This window comes from Acinetobacter sp. CAU_H_S170_2, assembly GCF_058890445.1.
Genome location: NZ_JBZYAE010000001.1, coordinates 175,525 through 194,650, shown reverse-complemented (window position 1 = coordinate 194,650; position 19,126 = coordinate 175,525). Strand labels below are relative to the sequence as shown.

The 19,126-nt window shown below is 40.6% G+C and carries 21 protein-coding genes; 8 read left to right on the top strand and 13 right to left on the bottom strand.

All coding sequences use genetic code 11. The annotated features are described in order from the left end of the window. Positions 1 to 3: 3 nt before the first annotated feature. Entirely contained in the window at positions 4 to 909 is a 906-nt protein-coding gene (gene truB / locus AC5EUN_RS00915) for a tRNA pseudouridine(55) synthase TruB (protein ID WP_058870391.1), read from the bottom strand. 154 nt (positions 910 to 1,063) lie between these two features. Between truB and AC5EUN_RS00910 the strand changes: the two genes are divergently transcribed. The 3 genes from AC5EUN_RS00910 to AC5EUN_RS00900 all read left to right on the top strand — a co-directional run bounded on the left by AC5EUN_RS00910 (position 1,064) and on the right by AC5EUN_RS00900 (position 4,261). Beyond that, positions 1,064 to 2,095, top strand: coding sequence for a lipase secretion chaperone (locus tag AC5EUN_RS00910; protein ID WP_317454969.1), 1,032 nt, complete (start codon positions 1,064 to 1,066; stop codon positions 2,093 to 2,095). A 55-nt stretch (positions 2,096 to 2,150) separates the two neighbouring features. After that, entirely contained in the window at positions 2,151 to 3,116 is a 966-nt protein-coding gene (locus AC5EUN_RS00905; protein WP_493352149.1) for an esterase/lipase family protein, read from the top strand. A gap of 173 nt (positions 3,117 to 3,289) precedes the next feature. Then, entirely contained in the window at positions 3,290 to 4,261 is a 972-nt protein-coding gene (locus AC5EUN_RS00900) for an esterase/lipase family protein (RefSeq protein ID WP_493352148.1), read from the top strand. A gap of 59 nt (positions 4,262 to 4,320) precedes the next feature. Here the strand turns inward: AC5EUN_RS00900 and rplS are convergent, their stop codons facing one another. The 12 genes from rplS to ispH form a co-directional block, all read right to left on the bottom strand. After that, positions 4,321 to 4,695 (bottom strand): 50S ribosomal protein L19, encoded by a 375-nt coding sequence (gene rplS, locus AC5EUN_RS00895; protein WP_004691454.1) that lies wholly within the window; start codon positions 4,693 to 4,695, stop codon positions 4,321 to 4,323. A gap of 140 nt (positions 4,696 to 4,835) precedes the next feature. Beyond that, positions 4,836 to 5,576 carry a tRNA (guanosine(37)-N1)-methyltransferase TrmD gene (gene trmD / locus AC5EUN_RS00890; protein ID WP_493352147.1) on the bottom strand — a complete coding sequence of 247 codons (741 nt, stop codon included), beginning with the start codon at positions 5,574 to 5,576 and terminating at the stop codon, positions 4,836 to 4,838. 27 nt (positions 5,577 to 5,603) lie between these two features. Then, on the bottom strand, positions 5,604 to 6,152 hold the full coding sequence (rimM, locus tag AC5EUN_RS00885) for a ribosome maturation factor RimM (protein ID WP_493352146.1): 549 nt from the start codon (positions 6,150 to 6,152) through the stop codon (positions 5,604 to 5,606). 28 nt (positions 6,153 to 6,180) lie between these two features. Beyond that, positions 6,181 to 6,438 carry a 30S ribosomal protein S16 gene (rpsP, locus tag AC5EUN_RS00880; RefSeq protein WP_004718284.1) on the bottom strand — a complete coding sequence of 86 codons (258 nt, stop codon included), beginning with the start codon at positions 6,436 to 6,438 and terminating at the stop codon, positions 6,181 to 6,183. Between the two features lie 145 nt (positions 6,439 to 6,583). Beyond that, positions 6,584 to 7,048 carry a type IV pilin protein gene (locus AC5EUN_RS00875; protein ID WP_493352145.1) on the bottom strand — a complete coding sequence of 155 codons (465 nt, stop codon included), beginning with the start codon at positions 7,046 to 7,048 and terminating at the stop codon, positions 6,584 to 6,586. Continuing rightward, a complete protein-coding gene (locus AC5EUN_RS00870) occupies positions 7,049 to 7,477 on the bottom strand; it encodes a type IV pilin protein (protein ID WP_419282642.1) in 429 nt (142 codons plus the stop codon). A gap of 60 nt (positions 7,478 to 7,537) precedes the next feature. After that, positions 7,538 to 11,014, bottom strand: coding sequence for a pilus assembly protein PilY (locus AC5EUN_RS00865; RefSeq protein ID WP_493352144.1), 3,477 nt, complete (start codon positions 11,012 to 11,014; stop codon positions 7,538 to 7,540). Between the two features lie 10 nt (positions 11,015 to 11,024). Beyond that, the gene (locus AC5EUN_RS00860; protein WP_419282634.1) at positions 11,025 to 11,750 is read right to left on the bottom strand and encodes a pilus assembly PilX family protein; all 726 of its coding nucleotides are present in this window, start codon (positions 11,748 to 11,750) and stop codon (positions 11,025 to 11,027) included. Beyond that, positions 11,743 to 12,669, bottom strand: a complete 927-nt coding sequence (locus AC5EUN_RS00855; protein ID WP_419282633.1) for a prepilin-type N-terminal cleavage/methylation domain-containing protein — start codon at positions 12,667 to 12,669, stop codon at positions 11,743 to 11,745. The genes AC5EUN_RS00860 and AC5EUN_RS00855 overlap by 8 nt, the downstream gene beginning before the upstream one ends. Beyond that, on the bottom strand, positions 12,669 to 13,184 hold the full coding sequence (gene pilV / locus AC5EUN_RS00850) for a type IV pilus modification protein PilV (protein WP_419282632.1): 516 nt from the start codon (positions 13,182 to 13,184) through the stop codon (positions 12,669 to 12,671). Before pilV ends, AC5EUN_RS00855 begins: the two co-directional genes overlap by 1 nt. Then, positions 13,181 to 13,642: a GspH/FimT family pseudopilin gene (locus AC5EUN_RS00845; protein WP_419282631.1), complete on the bottom strand. Its 462-nt coding sequence runs from the start codon at positions 13,640 to 13,642 to the stop codon at positions 13,181 to 13,183. The genes pilV and AC5EUN_RS00845 overlap by 4 nt, the downstream gene beginning before the upstream one ends. A 165-nt stretch (positions 13,643 to 13,807) precedes the next feature. Beyond that, positions 13,808 to 14,758, bottom strand: coding sequence for a 4-hydroxy-3-methylbut-2-enyl diphosphate reductase (ispH, locus tag AC5EUN_RS00840; protein WP_419282630.1), 951 nt, complete (start codon positions 14,756 to 14,758; stop codon positions 13,808 to 13,810). 134 nt (positions 14,759 to 14,892) lie between these two features. On the opposite strand from ispH, the gene gmk reads away from it, so the two are divergent. The 5 genes from gmk to AC5EUN_RS00815 all read left to right on the top strand — a co-directional run bounded on the left by gmk (position 14,893) and on the right by AC5EUN_RS00815 (position 19,001). Next, the gene (gene gmk / locus AC5EUN_RS00835; RefSeq protein ID WP_419282629.1) at positions 14,893 to 15,516 is read left to right on the top strand and encodes a guanylate kinase; all 624 of its coding nucleotides are present in this window, start codon (positions 14,893 to 14,895) and stop codon (positions 15,514 to 15,516) included. Between the two features lie 77 nt (positions 15,517 to 15,593). Then, positions 15,594 to 15,875, top strand: coding sequence for a DNA-directed RNA polymerase subunit omega (gene rpoZ, locus AC5EUN_RS00830; protein ID WP_004978050.1), 282 nt, complete (start codon positions 15,594 to 15,596; stop codon positions 15,873 to 15,875). A gap of 224 nt (positions 15,876 to 16,099) precedes the next feature. After that, entirely contained in the window at positions 16,100 to 18,199 is a 2,100-nt protein-coding gene (locus AC5EUN_RS00825; protein ID WP_493352143.1) for a RelA/SpoT family protein, read from the top strand. Between the two features lie 69 nt (positions 18,200 to 18,268). Beyond that, positions 18,269 to 18,652: a RidA family protein gene (locus tag AC5EUN_RS00820; RefSeq protein ID WP_004691470.1), complete on the top strand. Its 384-nt coding sequence runs from the start codon at positions 18,269 to 18,271 to the stop codon at positions 18,650 to 18,652. 154 nt (positions 18,653 to 18,806) lie between these two features. After that, a complete protein-coding gene (locus AC5EUN_RS00815) occupies positions 18,807 to 19,001 on the top strand; it encodes a bacterioferritin-associated ferredoxin (RefSeq protein WP_010327639.1) in 195 nt (64 codons plus the stop codon). The last annotated feature ends 125 nt before the right edge of the window (positions 19,002 to 19,126 follow it).

The window sequence follows — 19,126 nt, the reverse complement described above, 5'->3', positions numbered from 1 at the left end:
CGATTATAGATTTAAAACCCGCTTTGGAACCAATCTTTTCTTATCAGTAATTTCAGCCAAGCCTAAGCATTTTTCCCCATCGAAAACCAAGACCTGCGCTTCCGCTGTATGCTCAATATTACTTTCCATACCGCGACTAAAGTATTCACTGCGCCCTTCTGGAACTTGTACTTTAGGAAAATGATCTACGGGTGCATATACAGGTAACAACAGTGCTTCGCGCTCTTGTTCAGACAAACTTTCCAAATACTCAATGGTATAACTTGGAATCAGATCAAAATGACCCGTTTTAATGCGGTGTAAATAAGTCAAATGACCATAAGTACCTAATGCCTTCGCAATATCTTCGCCTAAAACACGAATATATGTGCCTTTGGAGCAGGTAATATCAAGGGTGATACTGTCTGCTGTGAATGAAAGCAGCTCAATCGCATAGATGGTAACCGGACGTGCTTCACGCTCAATTTCAATCCCTTTACGGGCCAACTCATATAAAGGACGACCATCTTTCTTCAAAGCGGAATACATCGGTGGCACTTGCTGAATATCACCCACAAACTGAGCCAAAACGGCTTCAATCAACTCTTCGGTTAACTCAGGTACAGCCTGCTCTAACAACTGCTCGCCTTCTACATCACCTGTGGTGGTACTGTGCCCCAGCTGAATGGTGGTTTGATAGCGCTTCACTGAGTCCAACAAAAAGTGCGAAAACTTGGTCGCTTCGCCCAAACAAATCGGCAGCAATCCTGATGCCAATGGATCAAGCGCTCCTGTATGCCCCGCCTTTTGCGCACGGTATAACCAACGCACTTTTTGCAATGCCGCATTTGAACTGATCCCCAATGGCTTATTCAATAAAAATACACCATTCACGGCACGGCGCTGGATTTTTGAAGCAGATGATTTCATAACATAGACACGTCTTAAAGCTGCCGCAATACTATCAACCGCTTGTCTAGTTTTACAACTTTTCTGTTGTTTATTTGTCCTTTTGTTTCAGAATAAATCGAGTTCAGTCATATGAACCAAAAAAAAAATACAATAGGGATGTTAGGCATAGGATATGCAAAAAAAGAAATTATGGCTCATTTTCGCCGTGATCATCGTTGTCATTCTTGGTTTTCTCATTTGGCTCGCACCCAATGCAACTGTTGGCTCAAACCAAGGGCCGATTAGCTCTAGTGCTCAAAATACTACAGGCTTATTACCCGCAGCGTCAGACTTGCCACATGCATCGGGGCTGCCTTTTGTCAGTAACAGCCAACAGGACACCGAAATCAACTGCCAACTGGTGCTCGACCAAAGTAATCGCTTAGTTGTTAATGAACAAACACGTAACTGTTTTGAATATTTCATTACCCAATATGGTGAAAAAAATATTGACCAGATCAAGCAAGATTTTAAAGCCTATATCCAGCAAGGTTATCAAGAACCTGCGCTTAAGCAAATTTTAGATCTTTGGACTCGTTATTTAGATTATCGTGTGCAATTGGGTAGTCTGAAGGAGCCAAGCCTAAATAAAGAAGACCCTGAGTACTATCGTAAAATTTTTACTTTGATGAAAAACCTACGCAGCCAGTTCTTTTCTGACTATGAAATCGAAGGTCTCTTTGGCGCTGAAAATACCTACCATGAATATACCTTAGACCGCATGAGTATCATGGCAGATCAATCCCTGACCGAAGTACAAAAAGCGCAGAAACTGAAAGAACTGTTTGCTCAACTGCCTGAAGATTGGAAAGAAAACCTAGAACAACTCTCCAAACTCGAAGATCTGCGTAAACTGACCTCAGATATTAAAGCGCGCGGCGGTTCTGCCGAAGAAATTCGCCAAATGCGCCAGAATCTTGTCGGTGCCGAAGCGACCGTACGCCTAGAAAAACTCGACCAAGATCGAAGCAATTGGAAATCTCGGGTCAATACTTACTTAGAACAACGCGACAACATTCTTAAAAGCAATATGAATCAAGATGCGCAGCAGCAAGCCATTCAAAAACTACGTGATCAACAGTTTAATAATTCACAAGAACAACTTCGACTAGGAGCCTTTGAAACCACGCATGACACGGGAGGAAAACTTCCGTTCGCAGATTAAAGCTATACCGTGTTTGACTTTTTCAGGATGAAAAAAAATGTTTATAACGAAAAGAATGATACAAACAATGTCACTCGTAGGTCTGGTTACCAGCCTTGGACTCAGCGCAACCACAGCCACAGCTGGATTACAGACGGTGACTGCAAGCGTAAAAAGTAATTATGCTCAAACTAAATATCCATTGCTATTTACCCATGGCATGTTTGGGTTCAGCCGAGTGGGCGTTGCCGAACTTGGACTGGATTACTGGTATCAAATTTTACCCGACTTGGCTCGAAATGGTGCAACCACCTTTGCAGCACAAATTTCCCCACTTGAATCAACTGAAGTACGTGGTGAACAGTTACTACAACAAGTTGAAGAGGTCATCGCCCTGACTGGCAAGCCCAAAGTTAATTTGATTGGGCATAGCCATGGTGGACCAACCATTCGCTATGTAGAAGCAGTTAAACCGCAATATGTGGCCTCACTGACAGGTGTGGGAGCAACATTTAGAGGTTCAAAAGTGGCAGACCAGCTTCTTGCCAATCAAGGTGGAACACAACTGCTCAGCCTAGCGGCGGATTATATTATTGGTCCTATGCTTGCTTATGGGCAAAGTAACCCTGCATTAAAAAGCAATTTAACAGCATCACTCACCTCAATTAGTGAGCAAGGTTCCAGTGTTTTTAATCAGAAATATCCAACAACAGCACTGGCTTCAGACTGTAACAAGAGCGGTGCAACATCCAGCAAGGGCGTGTATTACTATTCTTGGACTGGCACGTCTCAAGTCACGAACATTCTCGATGTTGCAGATAGTGCGATCTCACTGTTGGGGCCTTTGGCGTATGGCCATTTTGACAATGATGGTTTAGTGGCACGCTGTAGTACACACTTCGGTAAAGTCATCCGTGATAACTATGACTGGAATCATTTAGATGAGGTCAACCAAGTTATGGGGCTACGTGGACTATTTAGCGCAGACCCTGTTGATGTCTATCGCCAACATGCCAATCGCTTAAAACTTCAAGGACTCTAGTTCTATTTTTCCCTTCGAATCTTTAACGTTTCGGAGGGATGCCTCCTAGAATTATCCAGTTACAAACTGTATTTAATTTAATCGGATTTCTCTACGCCCCTCCTCCCTCACCTTTATACTCATTTTTGACAACTTAAATTGTCGTCATAAAAAATAAAAAACGAGGATGATCAATGAAATATGAATTATTGATAGCTGGACTGCTGTCGACCTGCGCACTTGCTGCTACACAAACGCAAGCAGCTGCTTCACAAATTAAATCAAACTACGTTGCCTCTAGTTATGCAAAGACCAAATATCCTTTGGTTTTTGCACATGGTATGGGTGGCTGGATTCGAGCAGGAACCGATGAACTTGGTGTGGATTACTGGTATCAAATCTTGCCAGATTTAGCCCGTAACGGTGCAAACGCATGGGCAACACGCGTTTCTCCATTCAACACATCTGAAGTTCGTGGTGAACAACTGCTGCAACAAGTAGATGAAATCTTAGCGATTACAGGAGCACCCAAAGTCAATTTGCTTGGTCATAGTCACGGCGGACATAGTATTGCCTATGTCTCAAATGTTATGCCCAATAAAATCGCGTCTGCAACAGCCATTTCTAGTCCTTTAAAAGGCTCTCCTGTGGCGGATTTGATTATTTCCGCGCAAGGTACGCCGCTAGAACAACCGCTGGTAGGCTTAATCAACTTTGGGTCCAAGGCTATTGTTTGGGCACAACAGCAAAATCCGAACTCACTTCCACATGATGCACTCGGTGCTGGTAAAAGTTTGAGTCAAGCTGGGTCTAAAGCTTTTGCACAGAAATATCCATTGGGTATGCCAAAAACAAGCTGTGGTGAAGGTTTAGCGAAAGAAAATGGGGTTTATTTTTACTCTTTCTCTGGCAACTCAACATTAACCAATATTCTTGATCCAGACTCATTATTGGGTGCGACAGGCTTACTCATGCAAGCGCCAAATGATAATGATGGCTTAGTCTCACGTTGTAGTGCCAAATATGGTAAGACCGTGCGCGATAACTATAATTGGAACCATTTAGATGTGATTAACCAGTTCTTTGGTCTACGTTCTATTTTTGCTCCAGACCCTGTGGATGTTTATCGTCAACACGCCAACCGTTTGAAGCTTCAAGGACTCTAAAATTTAGGCATAAAAAATGCGCCATTGGGCGCATTTTTTTACTCGTATAAAACTTAAAATTAAGCTTTAACTTTACGAGCTGGTAACTTTTCACGAATACGTGCAGCTTTACCAGACAATTCACGTAGGTAGTAAAGTTTAGCACGACGAACGTCACCACGACGTTTCACTTCGATTTTAGCAACGATTGGAGAGTGAGTTTGGAAAACACGCTCAACACCAACACCGCTAGAAATTTTACGTACTGTGAACGCAGAGTTCAAGCCACGGTTTTTCTTCGCGATTACAACACCTTCAAATGCCTGAAGACGCTCACGGTCACCCTCTTTTACTTTAACCTGAACGATAACTGTATCGCCTGGTGCAAAAGCTGGGATGTCTTGTTTAAGCTGTGCATTTTCAACAGCTTGTACTAAAGGATGCTTACCGCTCATGGGGTATCTCCAATATGTGCGGGTCAGAAGAGGTCTGATATCCGCTGGGTATAGAGGCTAAATCGCATAGACCCGATTATCTTTCTCTTTATGCTTGACCACTTCAATGCACAAAGAGCCTATTAAAAGAATACTCTGAATTAAGTATTCAAATCTGTTAGCCATTTCTTTTGCTGCTTCGTCAACTCCACATTGTCCACCAACTCGGGTCGGCGTTGTTGTGTTCGTTGATAACGCTGCAAAAACCGCCATTTCTCAATATTGGCATGATGTCCCGACTTTAAGACTTCAGGGACATCCAAACCTTCAAAATGGTCTGGCTTGGTATATTGTGGGCAGTCCAAAAGACCATCCACAAATGAGTCTTGCACATGAGACTGTTCATCAGACATTGCACCCGGGAGTCTCCGAATAATACTGTCTAATAAAACCATCGCAGGAAGCTCGCCACCCGATAAAACGTAATCCCCTATCGACCATTCCTGATCAACATATTTTTGGATCAAACGTTCATCGACCCCTTCATAACGACCACACAACACAATCAATCCATCATAGTCGACAAACTGTTGTACTGCAGGCTCATTTAAGGTTTTTCCTTGCGGTGACATATACACCACAGGAACATGAACTGCTCCTGCTTGCATGGCAAGCTCTTTGGCATGTTGAATTGCTTTTGCCAGAGGCTCAGCCATCATCACCATACCAGGACCACCACCAAATGGACGTTCATCCACTCGTTTGTAGTTGCCCTCAGCATAATCACGAGGATTAATACAAGTTAATTGTACTAAATCACTTTTTGCTGCACGCCCGCTAATACCGTAGGCTGTAATCGCTTCAAACATTTCAGGAAAAAGCGTAATGACTGCAAAAAACATCGCAGACTCCCGTATTTCCAAAAATAATTAGTAATCTACGCCCCAATTCACGTAAATACGACCAGCTTCGAGATCAACGCGTTGCACCACATCTTTATGCCATGGAATCATACGCTCTTCAGCATCAACGCTGTCTGGTGTTGCGTGAACCACCATCACATCATTGGCGCCTGTCTCAAACATTTCATGGATTTTTCCGAGATTTACTTCTTGTTCTTCATTATCCAAACCTAACACTGTTAAGCCTTTCAAATCTGACCAGTAAAACTCATCCATTCCTGCTTTAGGAAGTTGCGCTTTTGAAATCCAGACATTTGCGCCAACCAGGTTATCTGCTGTAGTGCGATCAATGACGCCTTTTAGCGAAACAACTAAGCCTTTGCCATGCGGTTTCCAACGTTTTACATCTATGGTTTGCCAACCTGCTTTGGTTTCAATATACCAAGGCAGATAGTCAAAGATGTTGCTCATCGGTTCTGTATTGGAATAGATCCAGAGCCACCCATTTAATCCATATGCTGAACGTAACTGTCCAATCTGAATACGATCTTCGGGAACATTCTGTGTTGGTGTCATGGGCTACCTACTACTTAATTAGCAAAAATTATGCAGTAGCTGCAGCTTTCTTAGCTTGAGCAGCTAAAGAAGCAACACGTTCAGATGGTTGAGCACCTTGAGCAACCCAGTGTGCAAAACGGTCAGCATCTAAACGAAGTTTTTCTGCTTTACCTTGAGCTGTTGGGTTGAAGAAACCAATACGTTCGATGAAACGACCGTCACGTGCATTACGGCTATCAGTTACAATAACTTGATAGAACGGACGTTTTTTAGCACCACCGCGTGCAAGACGAATAACTACCATGATACAACCTTATAGTTTTTACGGATTATCCCTGCCCCGACCACCGGAACATTTCAAACCCCTTTCATAGAGGGCAATATTTTACGTTATCTTTACTACGAAAGGAAGATTAAAATTTATTTATCCACAGTTTTGAATTTGGATTTTATTTGCCGTCCCAGTTGGATGTGTCACTTAGGGCACAAGTCGAAGCACCTTTGGTCCAGCATTTTTCCCCGCGGTGATTCAAAATACTGACACCATCACTCGCCTGCGAAGATCCATCAATAGGAGTCGCTGTTAATGTCCATGTATTTGCTGTCACTTCTGTTAATTCAATACTATACAAACGAGTTCCTGCACGAGGTGAATATACCTTTGCAGATTCACCAATATTCTCAAGTGTAATCGGCTCACCAATCACAGCAGGTGCAACTGGTTCTTGTAAATAGTTAAAATTTGCAATTTTATAACGCTGAATTTTTTTTGCGATATCTAGAAGCTCAGCTTGAGCCTCTACCCTTTTAGTTTTTCTTACATATTCTTGATAGGAGGGATATGCGATGGCAGCTAAGATACCAATAATTGCAACCACAATCATCAGCTCAATGAGTGTAAATCCTCTATTCATTTACCATACCTCACTACCATTTTTAGCATCACCACAACCAGTAAAATCAACAATATCTTTCGACTTATTCTTGCAGCGCACCCCTCTACTTGTTAACAATATTGAAAAATTTTTAGGGTCTGTACTTATTGCACGAATAGCCCAATTTCTACCTTCAGCATTCGCATTACTTAAACGTAAATTGGTAGCATCCCCATCCCTGACTTCAATATTATATTTAACAGCTGAACCTATCGCACCCTCTGGTATCACAGTAGTATCACTATCAAACTCAAAGTATGAAAAATTCTTTGCTTTATGACGTTCTAATAATGTAGCCAAACGTTGTATTTCCTGCTGTGCTTGACTAGCAACTGCTCGTCTTACATATTCTTGATACGAAGGAAGAGCAATTGCTGCAAAAATTGCAACAATTACCACAACGATCATTAATTCAATTAAAGTAAATCCAGAAGTTTTTTGTTTTTCCACAATATTTCCTCCGAATTATCAACGCTCGTACCAACGTTGTGGGATTAGTTTATTTGCTGTTTTATATCGCTTCTTTAGAATTTCACTATTAACATTTGTTGTATCAACGTTTGCCACAATAAGGCGTTGCATACCACTACCATCACCAGCGCCAATTGCTCCACCAACAATACCGGCTCCTAAATTCAAACGATATGTGCTTGTCGAACCACTATTACATTGACCAAATGGCATACAGAAGAGAGTCATAAAACTCTCACCTTTAACCCCAGCTCCACAGTCACCAGAAAGGCCTGGTTTACTCCCATCAAATGTAGTCACATACATATCATTATTAATAACCACTGGAGTCGACATCACTTTTTCACTTTGGACTTTAAAACTCTTAAACTTAAAATACCAGCCTTGAGTTGATAAAAAAGGAGCGATAGTTTCAGTTCGTGTAAATCGATTATTATCGTTAATTGATAAAAGTTTTTTACTCGATTCACTGGTAATTCCCATAGTTGATTCTGACTGCAAAGTAATATTCTTAGTGATTAAGTTATCATCAGTAATTTGAAAAGATTTCACGCCTCCTTTTTCAGTTGTTTTCAGTAAGCTCTCTCTAGCAACATCTTTATCATAAACATTGTACACAGAGTCATAGCTATAATCAGTTACTCCTGTTTTATCCACATCATAAGTATATTCAGCTAATGGCTTACTACGATTACCTGAACCAATTGAAATAACACCAAAAATTGTCCCATTCTGCGAATATGTTGAAAATGCAGGAGTTTCATAAAATCTGGGACTAAATTTGCCATTATTTATACTTAAAATACGTGTCGGTGTTCTCGCGAATACTGTTGTTTCTCCCCCTGCTTGATTATTTAAATCGATTCTCCAAACCTGTCCACCTAAATCACCAAAATACAAATGATCCGTTAAACCATCTGAATCACGGTCAATGGTACGAATTTGACTTACTACACTGTATTGCATATTTGCATTATAAGAACTTGCAACACCTGTAGCAGGAACGGATGTAGGATTTATTGTATCATTTTCCGTATTTGCACCTGCCCACCAAAGTAACTCACCATTTAATGCATCAAACATATAGACGCCAGCGCCAACTTTATTAGATTGTATATAGTCATCATATTCATAACCTTTATATTTATCTGCAATTTTATGGTTTGAATTATCAACATTTACACCTTCAGCATCATAACCACCACCAACAAACATGACTAATTTTTTTGTGCCTTTCCAATTCACCCAAGCAATGCTTGGCTTAGACCAACTTTGCCCCATGCATCCTAATGGATTAGTTGCTGAGCAAGTACCACTTGGCTTAATTTGAAATTGTAATTTTGGAGCGTCAATATTCGATAAATCTAATGCATAGTAGCTTTTCCCACCCATTCGCAGACCACCATACACTAACTGCTTACCTTTCACCTCCTTTTCCACATTCGTGTCGTTTTCAACAACAGTATATGGCTTCCCTGTCCCTACAGACAACTTATCGGAGTCATCCTTATCCATCACATATTCTGTATATGCAGTCCAAGGACCATCCACACCATAATACATTTGATGAATACCACCACTAGTAAGCTCTGGTTTATTAAATGCTTCTGCCTGATTTTCAACCAACTCATTTGGTACAAATGCAAATTTTTCTTTTCCTGTTACAGCATCAACAACATGTAATAATCCTTGTGTTGTTCCAAACAAAATATAATCTTGACGATCTTCCGAACCGATCGCATTCGTTGTATCACTATAAGTAATTTTCCCCTGATTAGTTAACAATATAGGGCTCGAATGCATAACAGCACCAATCTGCCTAAATTCGGGCTGGCTTAATAGCTGAACTTTTGTCAAAGTATTTACGTTATTAGCAATATAGAATTTAGGATCAAAACCGTATCCTAAAAGATTCATTAAGTAACCAATTTTAGGATCTTTTTTCTTCGTAGCATCATCAAGGTCTGTAATTTTCACTTGTTGTAAAGTTGAAGAATCACTATTTGTAGCTGATACATATTCACGTGTAGTAAGCAGTTTTCTTTGAGCTGTTTCTGAACCTGTGTGACGTAAATCTAACTTCATTTTCATACCACCAATTAAGGCAGCTGTTTTTTCAATATCAGTCGGGTTACTTCCTAAAGTCGGTGCCCATAAATCATAATTATCAATAATTTTACCAGTGCTATCTGTAATTAGATTCCCTGCCTTATCACGGAGTTTTCCAGTAACATCAACATTATATTTTTTAAGATTACCTGCCCATAACTGATAAGTTTTATCTGGTGTAGGTTCAAACTGAGGATAGTAAGCATAGTTTTGTAAAACTGTAGGATTCAACTGATCCAAAGGAATCGTTGGTGTTCCTGTAGTCACAGCAGGAATCTCGGCCCCAAGGCCATTAATAAAATTATTTACACTATTCACAACATCCTGAGAACTATTGCCTGAATACCATCCACCCTCACCTAAAATCCCCCAACGAGCAGCATATTTAGGATGTGAATCTAAATCACCTAAAGCATCTAAATTTTGTTCTTGTGTTTTTGTTTGATCATAAGATGCAATGTTATTAAAAGCATTACCGAAACCAACTACAGCAGTTTTGAATTTTAAACCCTTACCATTTTTTTTCGGATCAATCAAAGCTTCATTAAGTTTATTTGTACAATCCCAAATCCTATTATAAGAATTATAGCTATCTGAATTACAATAAAAACTAGAGTTACCAATAGCTTGTTTTGCTAAATCAGATGTGTTCGTATAATTATTAGGTTCACCATCGGTTAAAACATAAATCCCTTGCCCACTACATTTTTTAACCTCATCAGTTTGAGTTAATGATGAAGGTGAAACATATCCTCCATTTGTTTTTGTAGAACTAGCAGAATATGACCAACCAGAGTTAAGCTTATCCTTTGTTGATACACCCATTAAATAAGCAATTGTTTCAGCATAGGATCGAGCTGTTGGGGTGGAGGTTTTCATCCTAATACTATCAATCCTCTTAACCAAAAGCTGACGCTGTGTCATTACGGTACCGTCCACCGAAACCTGCGTATCCAATCTCCTAGCTGGTACTATAATTGCTCCCCTATTTTCAGAATCCCTTTCTAAATTACCACTTGAATTAAAACTTATTGCCCCTAAAGTCGAAAGGCCAATAATCTTATCATCGCCAATTTTCTCAATCTTTTTAGCAGCATTACCATTCAACAAATCGCTCATCGCAACTTGGACTCGTGTCCAACGTGACCCTATCTGCCCACTATCATAATCATTCATACTCGTTGAAACATCGAGCATGAACATTAAGGTGATATCACCAGATTTTGCCTCTTGATAAATATCGATATCACTAGCGTATGTTGAAGTTGATGTGCATATGACAACTGTCATAATTGCAGACAAGCTCATCGCAAGTACATTTCTTAATGGATGAGTTTTTTGATGTTGTATTAATTGACTTTTCATTTTTTCACCCTTAAATAAATGCCTGACCCAATGTATACTCAGTTACATGCGTAGTAAAAGGCACATTTAAGCTAGACAGGCATGCTGTGACACTATTCGCAACAACATCGGTATTACTCAACCGTGCAGACAGGCAATTGTTAATTTGTGCATCTGTTGCAGTTGACAACTCAGGCATCACGGAAACTGCTTGAACCACCACCCTTTCAGTTTGCTCAATTTTTGCGTTTTCTGGATCAGTCCCTCGTATTGCAAATTGAAATGGCTTAACGCTACCACCTTCTACAAAACTTACATAAACCTGCGTTAGAACAGCACGACGATTACTTGTAAAAAAGGTTACACCCGCACCAGCCTCACAATACCCATTTCTTCCAATTGAGTTATTAATCAATCGTCCATCTTGTAAAAAAACCAAACTAGCTTGAGACAAATTAAAAAACTGCGCTCGAGAGCCTCTATAGCAAAAAACCAGCTCCTTACTTTTATTGGTAGGACCCTTAATAAATCCAAACATACCATTTCGTGCCAAACTGCGTGTCAAGGTCGACGGATTTTCAACATTAAACATTGCTGCATCTGAATTCTGAATCAATAGTTGTTGTGCCTGCGCATTGGTTGCAATATTTAATGAAACTATACTTTGACGAATTGCAAGTGTTCCAATAATAGTTAAAGCTACTAAAAGTATTAGCACGACTATTAATGTCGCACCTTTTTGTTGTTGTCTATTCACTTTCAGACTCCCCCTCTCTCTCCCCTAAAGCATTTCTCAAAGCTACATCTTGGGTGACTACTCGTCTAAGGTATCCTTGTTGGTTCCCGCTATCATCAATTCCTACGGTTTGATCAAGCACTGTAAATTGATTATTTTGCGAAATAGCTTGATCCTGACCTACATTTTGTGATGAGCGCGCTAGAACCCCTAAAGAAACACCTAACACCCTTGGGCGAGGCGTAGTTTCCATCATATAGTCATCAATAGCCATATAGCGAAGTCCAGTAGCACTACTTACATTTAATAAAACTCTAAAGTGATCTACTCTCTTCATAATAATTTCACCTGCATCGCCAAAATTATTAATTTCTTCATCACCAAGAATATAATGTCCAGCATCACATGCTAAAGCCAAAGGGTTTCTTTCACCTGTACTTGAATTATCATCTTCCCTTAGAAAATAACGCTGAACTATAATGCGATCCACATCGGCAATTATACGACCTTCACAATCAAAGCCACCGGCAGCCATTGGTTGATATTGAATGACAAGTTGATCACTAGCTTGATTTACATTGGATACACCCGTACCTGCTGAACTTAACTGTGATATATCAAAAGTTGAAGAATTGGGATTATCAGGATCTGGAACCGGAATTAAACTATCTGGAAAATTATCCTCAGACAAAACAATACCGCCTAAAAGTAACTTATCATCTACACGAGCAGCAATATTGTTTAAATTAGCTAAACGGATATCCTGAGTAATATAATTCAAACCAAAATTTGCATTATCTTGTAAATCTGAAACACCTTGCTGCATTGAACTACTACGCAAACCTGTTAAAAATAGTAGAGTTGCCGCAGCTACCACGATTAACCCTAAAGCTAATGCAATCATTAATTCTACTAATGTAAAACCTTCTTGACTTTTCATTAATACAACTCCATTACCACACACGTAGATGTGGAGGTGTAAGTTCCTTCGACAGATGTACAATCCACCACATCTTCATTATTTGTCGCATCCGCTGCCGTTGCAGAAGTATCCCCCCACGCCACATATATACATTGACGTCTATTCTCTACACCAGGGCAGATCAACATGTTTACCGTCATACCCATACGCTGCGCAGACAAATTCGCTTGAGATGCATCAAAAACAGCTTTCTCTGAAGCACTACAAAACTCATTAAAACAATTAGGATTTAAAGTAATGGTATTTTCAGAAATTGCTGTTGCATAATTTCCAATTTGTTCACGGTTAACTCTCACTTTTTCAGCAATATCCCGAGCTAAATTTATTGCTTGAATACGAGACTCGCCCTCACTTGCAGCCTCAATTGCTCGGTATTGCAACGCAACAAAGCCAAGTACGCCAACCGCAAGGATCAACAAAGCAACAAGGACTTCTATTAGGCCAACACCTATTTGCTTTCTTCTATTTATCATGTGCAATTTCCATCAACGATTTGTTGAATCGTCCCCATTTTAGATATTGTGACCATTTTGGAATATTTTGAATCGGAGGGTGCATCGCAAATTTCAAAACTTGTGTCTGTAGCAATAATTTGATTTGCCGTAGGATCTTTTACTAAGCCTGTCGGCATAAAAATGATTTCAGTCGCACGACCAGTCTTTAGACTGGACTTACCCACTGGCATCCAATTCAATGTATCTTCTGTATCTACATCCGCAGATAACAATTCAACCGTAATATTTCGACGCTCTAGAGCAGCCTTTGCTCTCGCTTGGTTTAAGGTCGCAACCAGTTCTCTTGTGCTTTTATTTAAATTTTGGCGCTGTAACATATCCCCGAAAGAAGGAGCGGCCATCATCGCGATAATTGCCATAACAGCAATCGTCACCATCAGCTCAATTAAGGTGAAACCTTTATGTTTATTTTGCATACTCCCTCCCCAAGGCAACAAAACTTTACCCTATTTAAAATCATATTCTAATTCTTTACACAATCAGCACAATACAGGATAAAAGGCATAAAAAAACAGATGATTGCCAATTTACAATCATCTGTCAATTTTTCAATAAAATTAGAATGTTAACCAATCCACCTTTTAGGCTTGGGTTACCGCAATACGTAACTCTTTTGGCAAACTAAAGGTAATATTTTCTTCCGTTCCAGCAAGCTCTTGTGGTGGTGTTGCACCCCAATCTTGTAAACGCTGGATCACTTGCTTAATTAAAATTTCAGGTGCCGATGCACCCGCTGTGACGCCAACCTTGGTGATATTTTCAAACCATGCTTGTTGAAGTTCATCTGCATTATCGACCAAATAAGCCGCTTTACCCATTCGCTCAGCCAATTCACGTAAACGATTCGAATTCGATGAGTTTGGCGAACCGACCACCAACACCACATCGCATTGGGTTGCTAAATCCCGCACCGCATCTTGACGGTTTTGAGTCGCATAACAAATATCATCCTTACGCGGCCCTTGAATCTCAGGAAATTTCGCTCGTAACGCATCAATCACTTTTGCAGTATCATCGATCGATAAGGTGGTTTGAGTAACAAAAGCCACGCGCTCAGGATGATGCACTTGAAGCTCTGCGACGTCTTGTTCATCTTCAACCAAATAAATCGCACCACCATTTTTCAGATCATATTGCCCCATCGTACCTTCAACTTCAGGGTGGCCTTCGTGACCAATTAAGATGGCCTCAACCCCCTCACGGGCATATTTAGTAACCTCAATATGAACCTTGGTCACCAATGGACAGGTTGCATCAAAAACTTTTAAACCGCGACGTTCGGCTTCGATCTGTACCGCTTTAGAGACTCCATGTGCACTAAAAATTACAATATTGTCATCGGGTACTTCATCCAACTCATCGACAAAAATTGCACCTCGTTGACGTAAATCGTCTACGACAAATTTATTGTGTACCACTTCATGTCGTACATAAATGGGTGGATTAAAACACTCAAGCGCACGATTTACGATGGCAATCGCACGGTCAACACCTGCACAAAAACCACGTGGATTGGCCAATACAATTTCCATATGTTCCTCGATACCACTTTTCAATCAGCGGAAACTAATAAAATAAATGCAAACAAAGTGACGCCTTGCTATTTCGTTTAAACCTTGTCTGCTCTAAAATAGAGAAGATATTTTATCATATCAGGAAAAATATCATGTCGGGTCTCTTGTTTGTCGTTTCTGCAGCTTCAGGAACAGGCAAAACATCCCTCGTAAAAGCCCTCCTTGACCGTGTAACGAATCTTCACGTTTCTGTTTCTCATACTACACGTGGGCAACGTCCCGGCGAACTTGATGGTGTACATTACCATTTTACCAAAAAAGACTCATTTTTGGCCTTGGTTGAACAAGGTGGTTTTATTGAATACGCCGAAGTCTTTGGTAATTACTACGGTACAGCTCAAGCTACAGTAAAAGAACAACTGGCGAAAGGTCATGATGTTCTATTAGAAATTGACTGGCAAGGCGCACAGCAAGTGCGTAAGCTTTTTCCTGACTCTAAACAAATTTTCATTTTACCACCAAGCCAGTTTGATCTGCGTCAACGTCTGTCTAACCGTGGCACAGACTCGGTTGAAGTGATTGAGCGTCGTTTAGGCTGTGCAGTTGAAGACATGCAACAATATGTTAACTTCGACTATGTCATTATTAATGATGACTTTAATAAAGCTTTGCACGATCTTGAGTCTGTGATTATTGCCAATCGTTTAGTCATTACACAGCAAGCGAGTCGTCATCAGAAAATGATTTCTGAGCTGATCACCCCTGTTGAAAAGTGATTAAAACTTGAGTCTACAGACAAAGCACCTTATACTGCACAGTCTGTTTAATTTTAGCCTTTGTAACGAGAACTCTTATGGCACGCGTAACCGTTGAAGATTGTTTAGACCATGTAGACAACCGCTTTGAGCTTGTACTAGTGGCAAGCAAACGCGCGCGTCAATTGGCACGTCAAGGCATTGAACCTACTGTTGAGTGGGACAATGACAAACCGACTGTTGTTGCATTACGTGAAATTGCAATCGGTCATGTTTCTAAAGATATTTTGAAACAACGTGAGCAAGACTACCAAACTTCGAGTCTTGATCTTGCACTTTCTGCAAACAATTTGAATTTAGATGGTTTTTCTTTCCAATAAGAAAAAATTTATCGCTTAAAAGCCTAGTTTTTAACTAGGCTTTTTTATTGGATAACTTTTATATTTGTGCAATACACGTTATAACTAGAAGATAGGATTCATCGTGGTTTAGGTGTATCTTTTTTGCTTTTCTCTCAATGAAAAATTTGACAACTCATGCAATATGCTTTTCATTAGAGGATCAGTAAAATTTTCTTGTAATTGCTACTTCTTAAAGGTGTTTTATGCCAGGCCCAATGGTCAGCCAAGCTAAACAACAGCTCAAAACTATTATCGATGCTTACTTAACTGAAAGCGACGTCGAGCGAGTGCTTGCGGCCTGTGATTATGCGGATATTGCCCATGATGGTATTACCCGTAAAAGTGGCGAACCCTATATTTTGCACCCGATTGCGGTCAGCTGTATTTTAGCGCATATGCGTTTAGATGCCGAAACTTTGATGGCGGCACTTTTACATGATGTGATTGAAGATACAGACTTTAGCAAAGAAGACATTGCAGAAAAATTTGGCAAAACCGTTTCCGAACTGGTCGATGGCGTCACCAAACTTAGCCAATCCAGCGATAAAGAATATAATAAAGCCGCTTCTTTCCGAAAAATTCTGCAAGCCACACTACAAGACCCACGTGTCATTATTATTAAACTGGCTGACCGCTATCACAACATGACTACCTTGGATGCACTACGTCCCGACAAACGTGCGCGTATTGCCCAAGAAACCTTTGATATTTTTGTCCCGATGGCACGTATTGTTGGCATGAATGAGATGGGCGATAACCTCGAACATCTGTGTTATCAAAACCTCGATCTCGACATGTATAACAATGTCCAAGAAGCCCTTCTCCAAACCAAACCCAAACGCTGCGAATATCAAAGCAAATGGGAAAATAATCTTACCGAGCTATTAAAAACCCACCAAATCTCAGGTCGCATTAAAAAGAAAAATAATAATATCGAACTGTTACGCCACTTTGTGAAAAATGACATTGATCTACATGAACTCACGCATAGTCATGCCTTTGAAATTATTCTAAATAGCATTGCAGACTGTGACCGCTTAGCCGATGTGTTGCGAGAGAGTTTTCAAGTTTTACACTTTGCAGACCATATTCGTAAACCCCTCCCAGGTGGTAACCAATCACTGCTACTACGCTTAAAAGGTGAAAACACAACATTATCAGTAACCATTCAAACCGAGCTGATGCGTAAAGCGGCGCGTTTTGGTGTAGTACTGGGCGACAGTGCTCCACAAGCTTGCCGCTCTGCGATTCAAGCCTCGATGCAGAACTTGAATGTCTTGATTGATGGTGCCTGTGCCAAAACCACTTTTAGCGAATTACTCGATTATTTACACCAAGAGAAAATTTGGGTATATACCCCACAAGGTCACCTACACGAGTTGCCACAAGGTGCAACAGTCGTCGATTTTGCCTACTCTGCTAGCTTATTTTTAGGGAACCATGCGGTAGGTGCGAAAATCAATGGGGAAACTAAACCACTTTCTACGCCATTGCACAGTGGTCAGGTGATTGAAATTATTACTGATGTCTTGGCCACCCCAAACCCGGATTGGCTCAGCTTCGTCAACACGCAAAAAGCCCGTCGTGCTTTGCAAAATATTTTGCGTGAGCAAGATATCGAAGAACAACGCCTCGTTGGACAACAAGCTTTAAATCGCGCTTTAAAGCTATTCAATGTATCCATTAAAGATTTAACCGAATCAGATTGGTTAGAACTTTTACAATGGCGACATATCGAAAGTAAAGACCAACTCTTTGAGCAAATTGCCGTGGGCGATTTACTGCCGCAGTTGGTCGCGAATCATTTGTTTGCGCATGATCAAAGTGCACAGGAATCTGACCGGCTCATTCAAGGTACTGAAGGTGTCGATGTCAAATACGCACATTGCTGTAACCCCGTGTTGGGTGACCCAATTCAAGGACATTTATCACGCCGCGGACTTATTGTGCATCGTGCGCGTTGCCACAATCTGCTGCATGAACAACATCTACACCCTGAAAACATCATGCCGTTGCAGTGGACTAATGAAAATGAAGAAGAAATTAGTTTCTCTGCATATTTATTGATTAACATGGCGATGGATGACGAACAAATTTCCGACCTGATTTATCAATGCCGTAAAGAAAAAATCGGGGTCGAAATGGTGCGTAATCAAGATGACAAGACTTATGTCAATGTTGTGGTACACAACCGCAAGCAAATCGCAAAAATTATTCGCGATCTACGCATGCATTTTGGCTTCCCGCGTATCAGTCGATTGGCTCAACCAGTGAGCATTGCGGAAACATCGATTGCGAGTTAATTGTTTAAATCCACACCTTTTAATGCCAATCTAGGCTATGATTGATGGTGAATATAATAGGAGAACACGATGTCCCGCCAAGTAATTCATACTGAAAATGCCCCTGCTGCGATCGGCACTTATTCGCAAGCAATCTTAGTCGGCAATACACTTTACCTTTCTGGTCAGATCGGTTTAGACCCATACAGTATGGAGTTGGTTGAAGGCATTGAAGCACAAATTCGCCGTGTATTTGATAATTTAAAAGCTGTATGTGAAGCGGCTGGTGGAACACTGGCTGATATCGCGAAGCTGAATATTTTCTTGACCGATCTTTCAAACTTCCAGCTGGTCAACCAGATTATGGGTGAATATTTTGCACAACCTTACCCTGCACGCGCTGCACTCGGTGTGGCTAGCCTCCCCAAAAATGCATTGGTGGAAATGGATGGTATTGTGATTATTAATCAATAAGTTATATTTTTTAAGAAAAAGCCACCGATTGAGTGGCTTTTTTTTATCCAAAATCTCAATAAAGACAAATGAGATTTCAAATGATTTTTATTGACAAACGATAACAATTATCAATAATATCACTTATCTTATTTCTTTCATGTGGCTTGCTGAAATGTACGTGTGCTTATGCCGTGGTATTACAGATCAAGATATTAAAGACGCTGTTGAAAATGGTGCGGGCAGTTATCGCGAAGTTCGCGAGATGCTGGATCTCGGAACATGCTGTGGTCGCTGTGCACCGGAAGCGCGCTCAATCATCAGCGCTGAAGTCTCTGCCATTGCCTCACGCTTAGCCATTGCTGCCTAGGTATTTGATTCATTTTTTAGAATAACCATAATTATAAACTTACTCTTTGTGAGTAGTTCCTCCCCCGCTTATGACTCTAGGCGGGTTTTCTTTTTAAATATCTAAAAATAAGATTTCCACCCCGC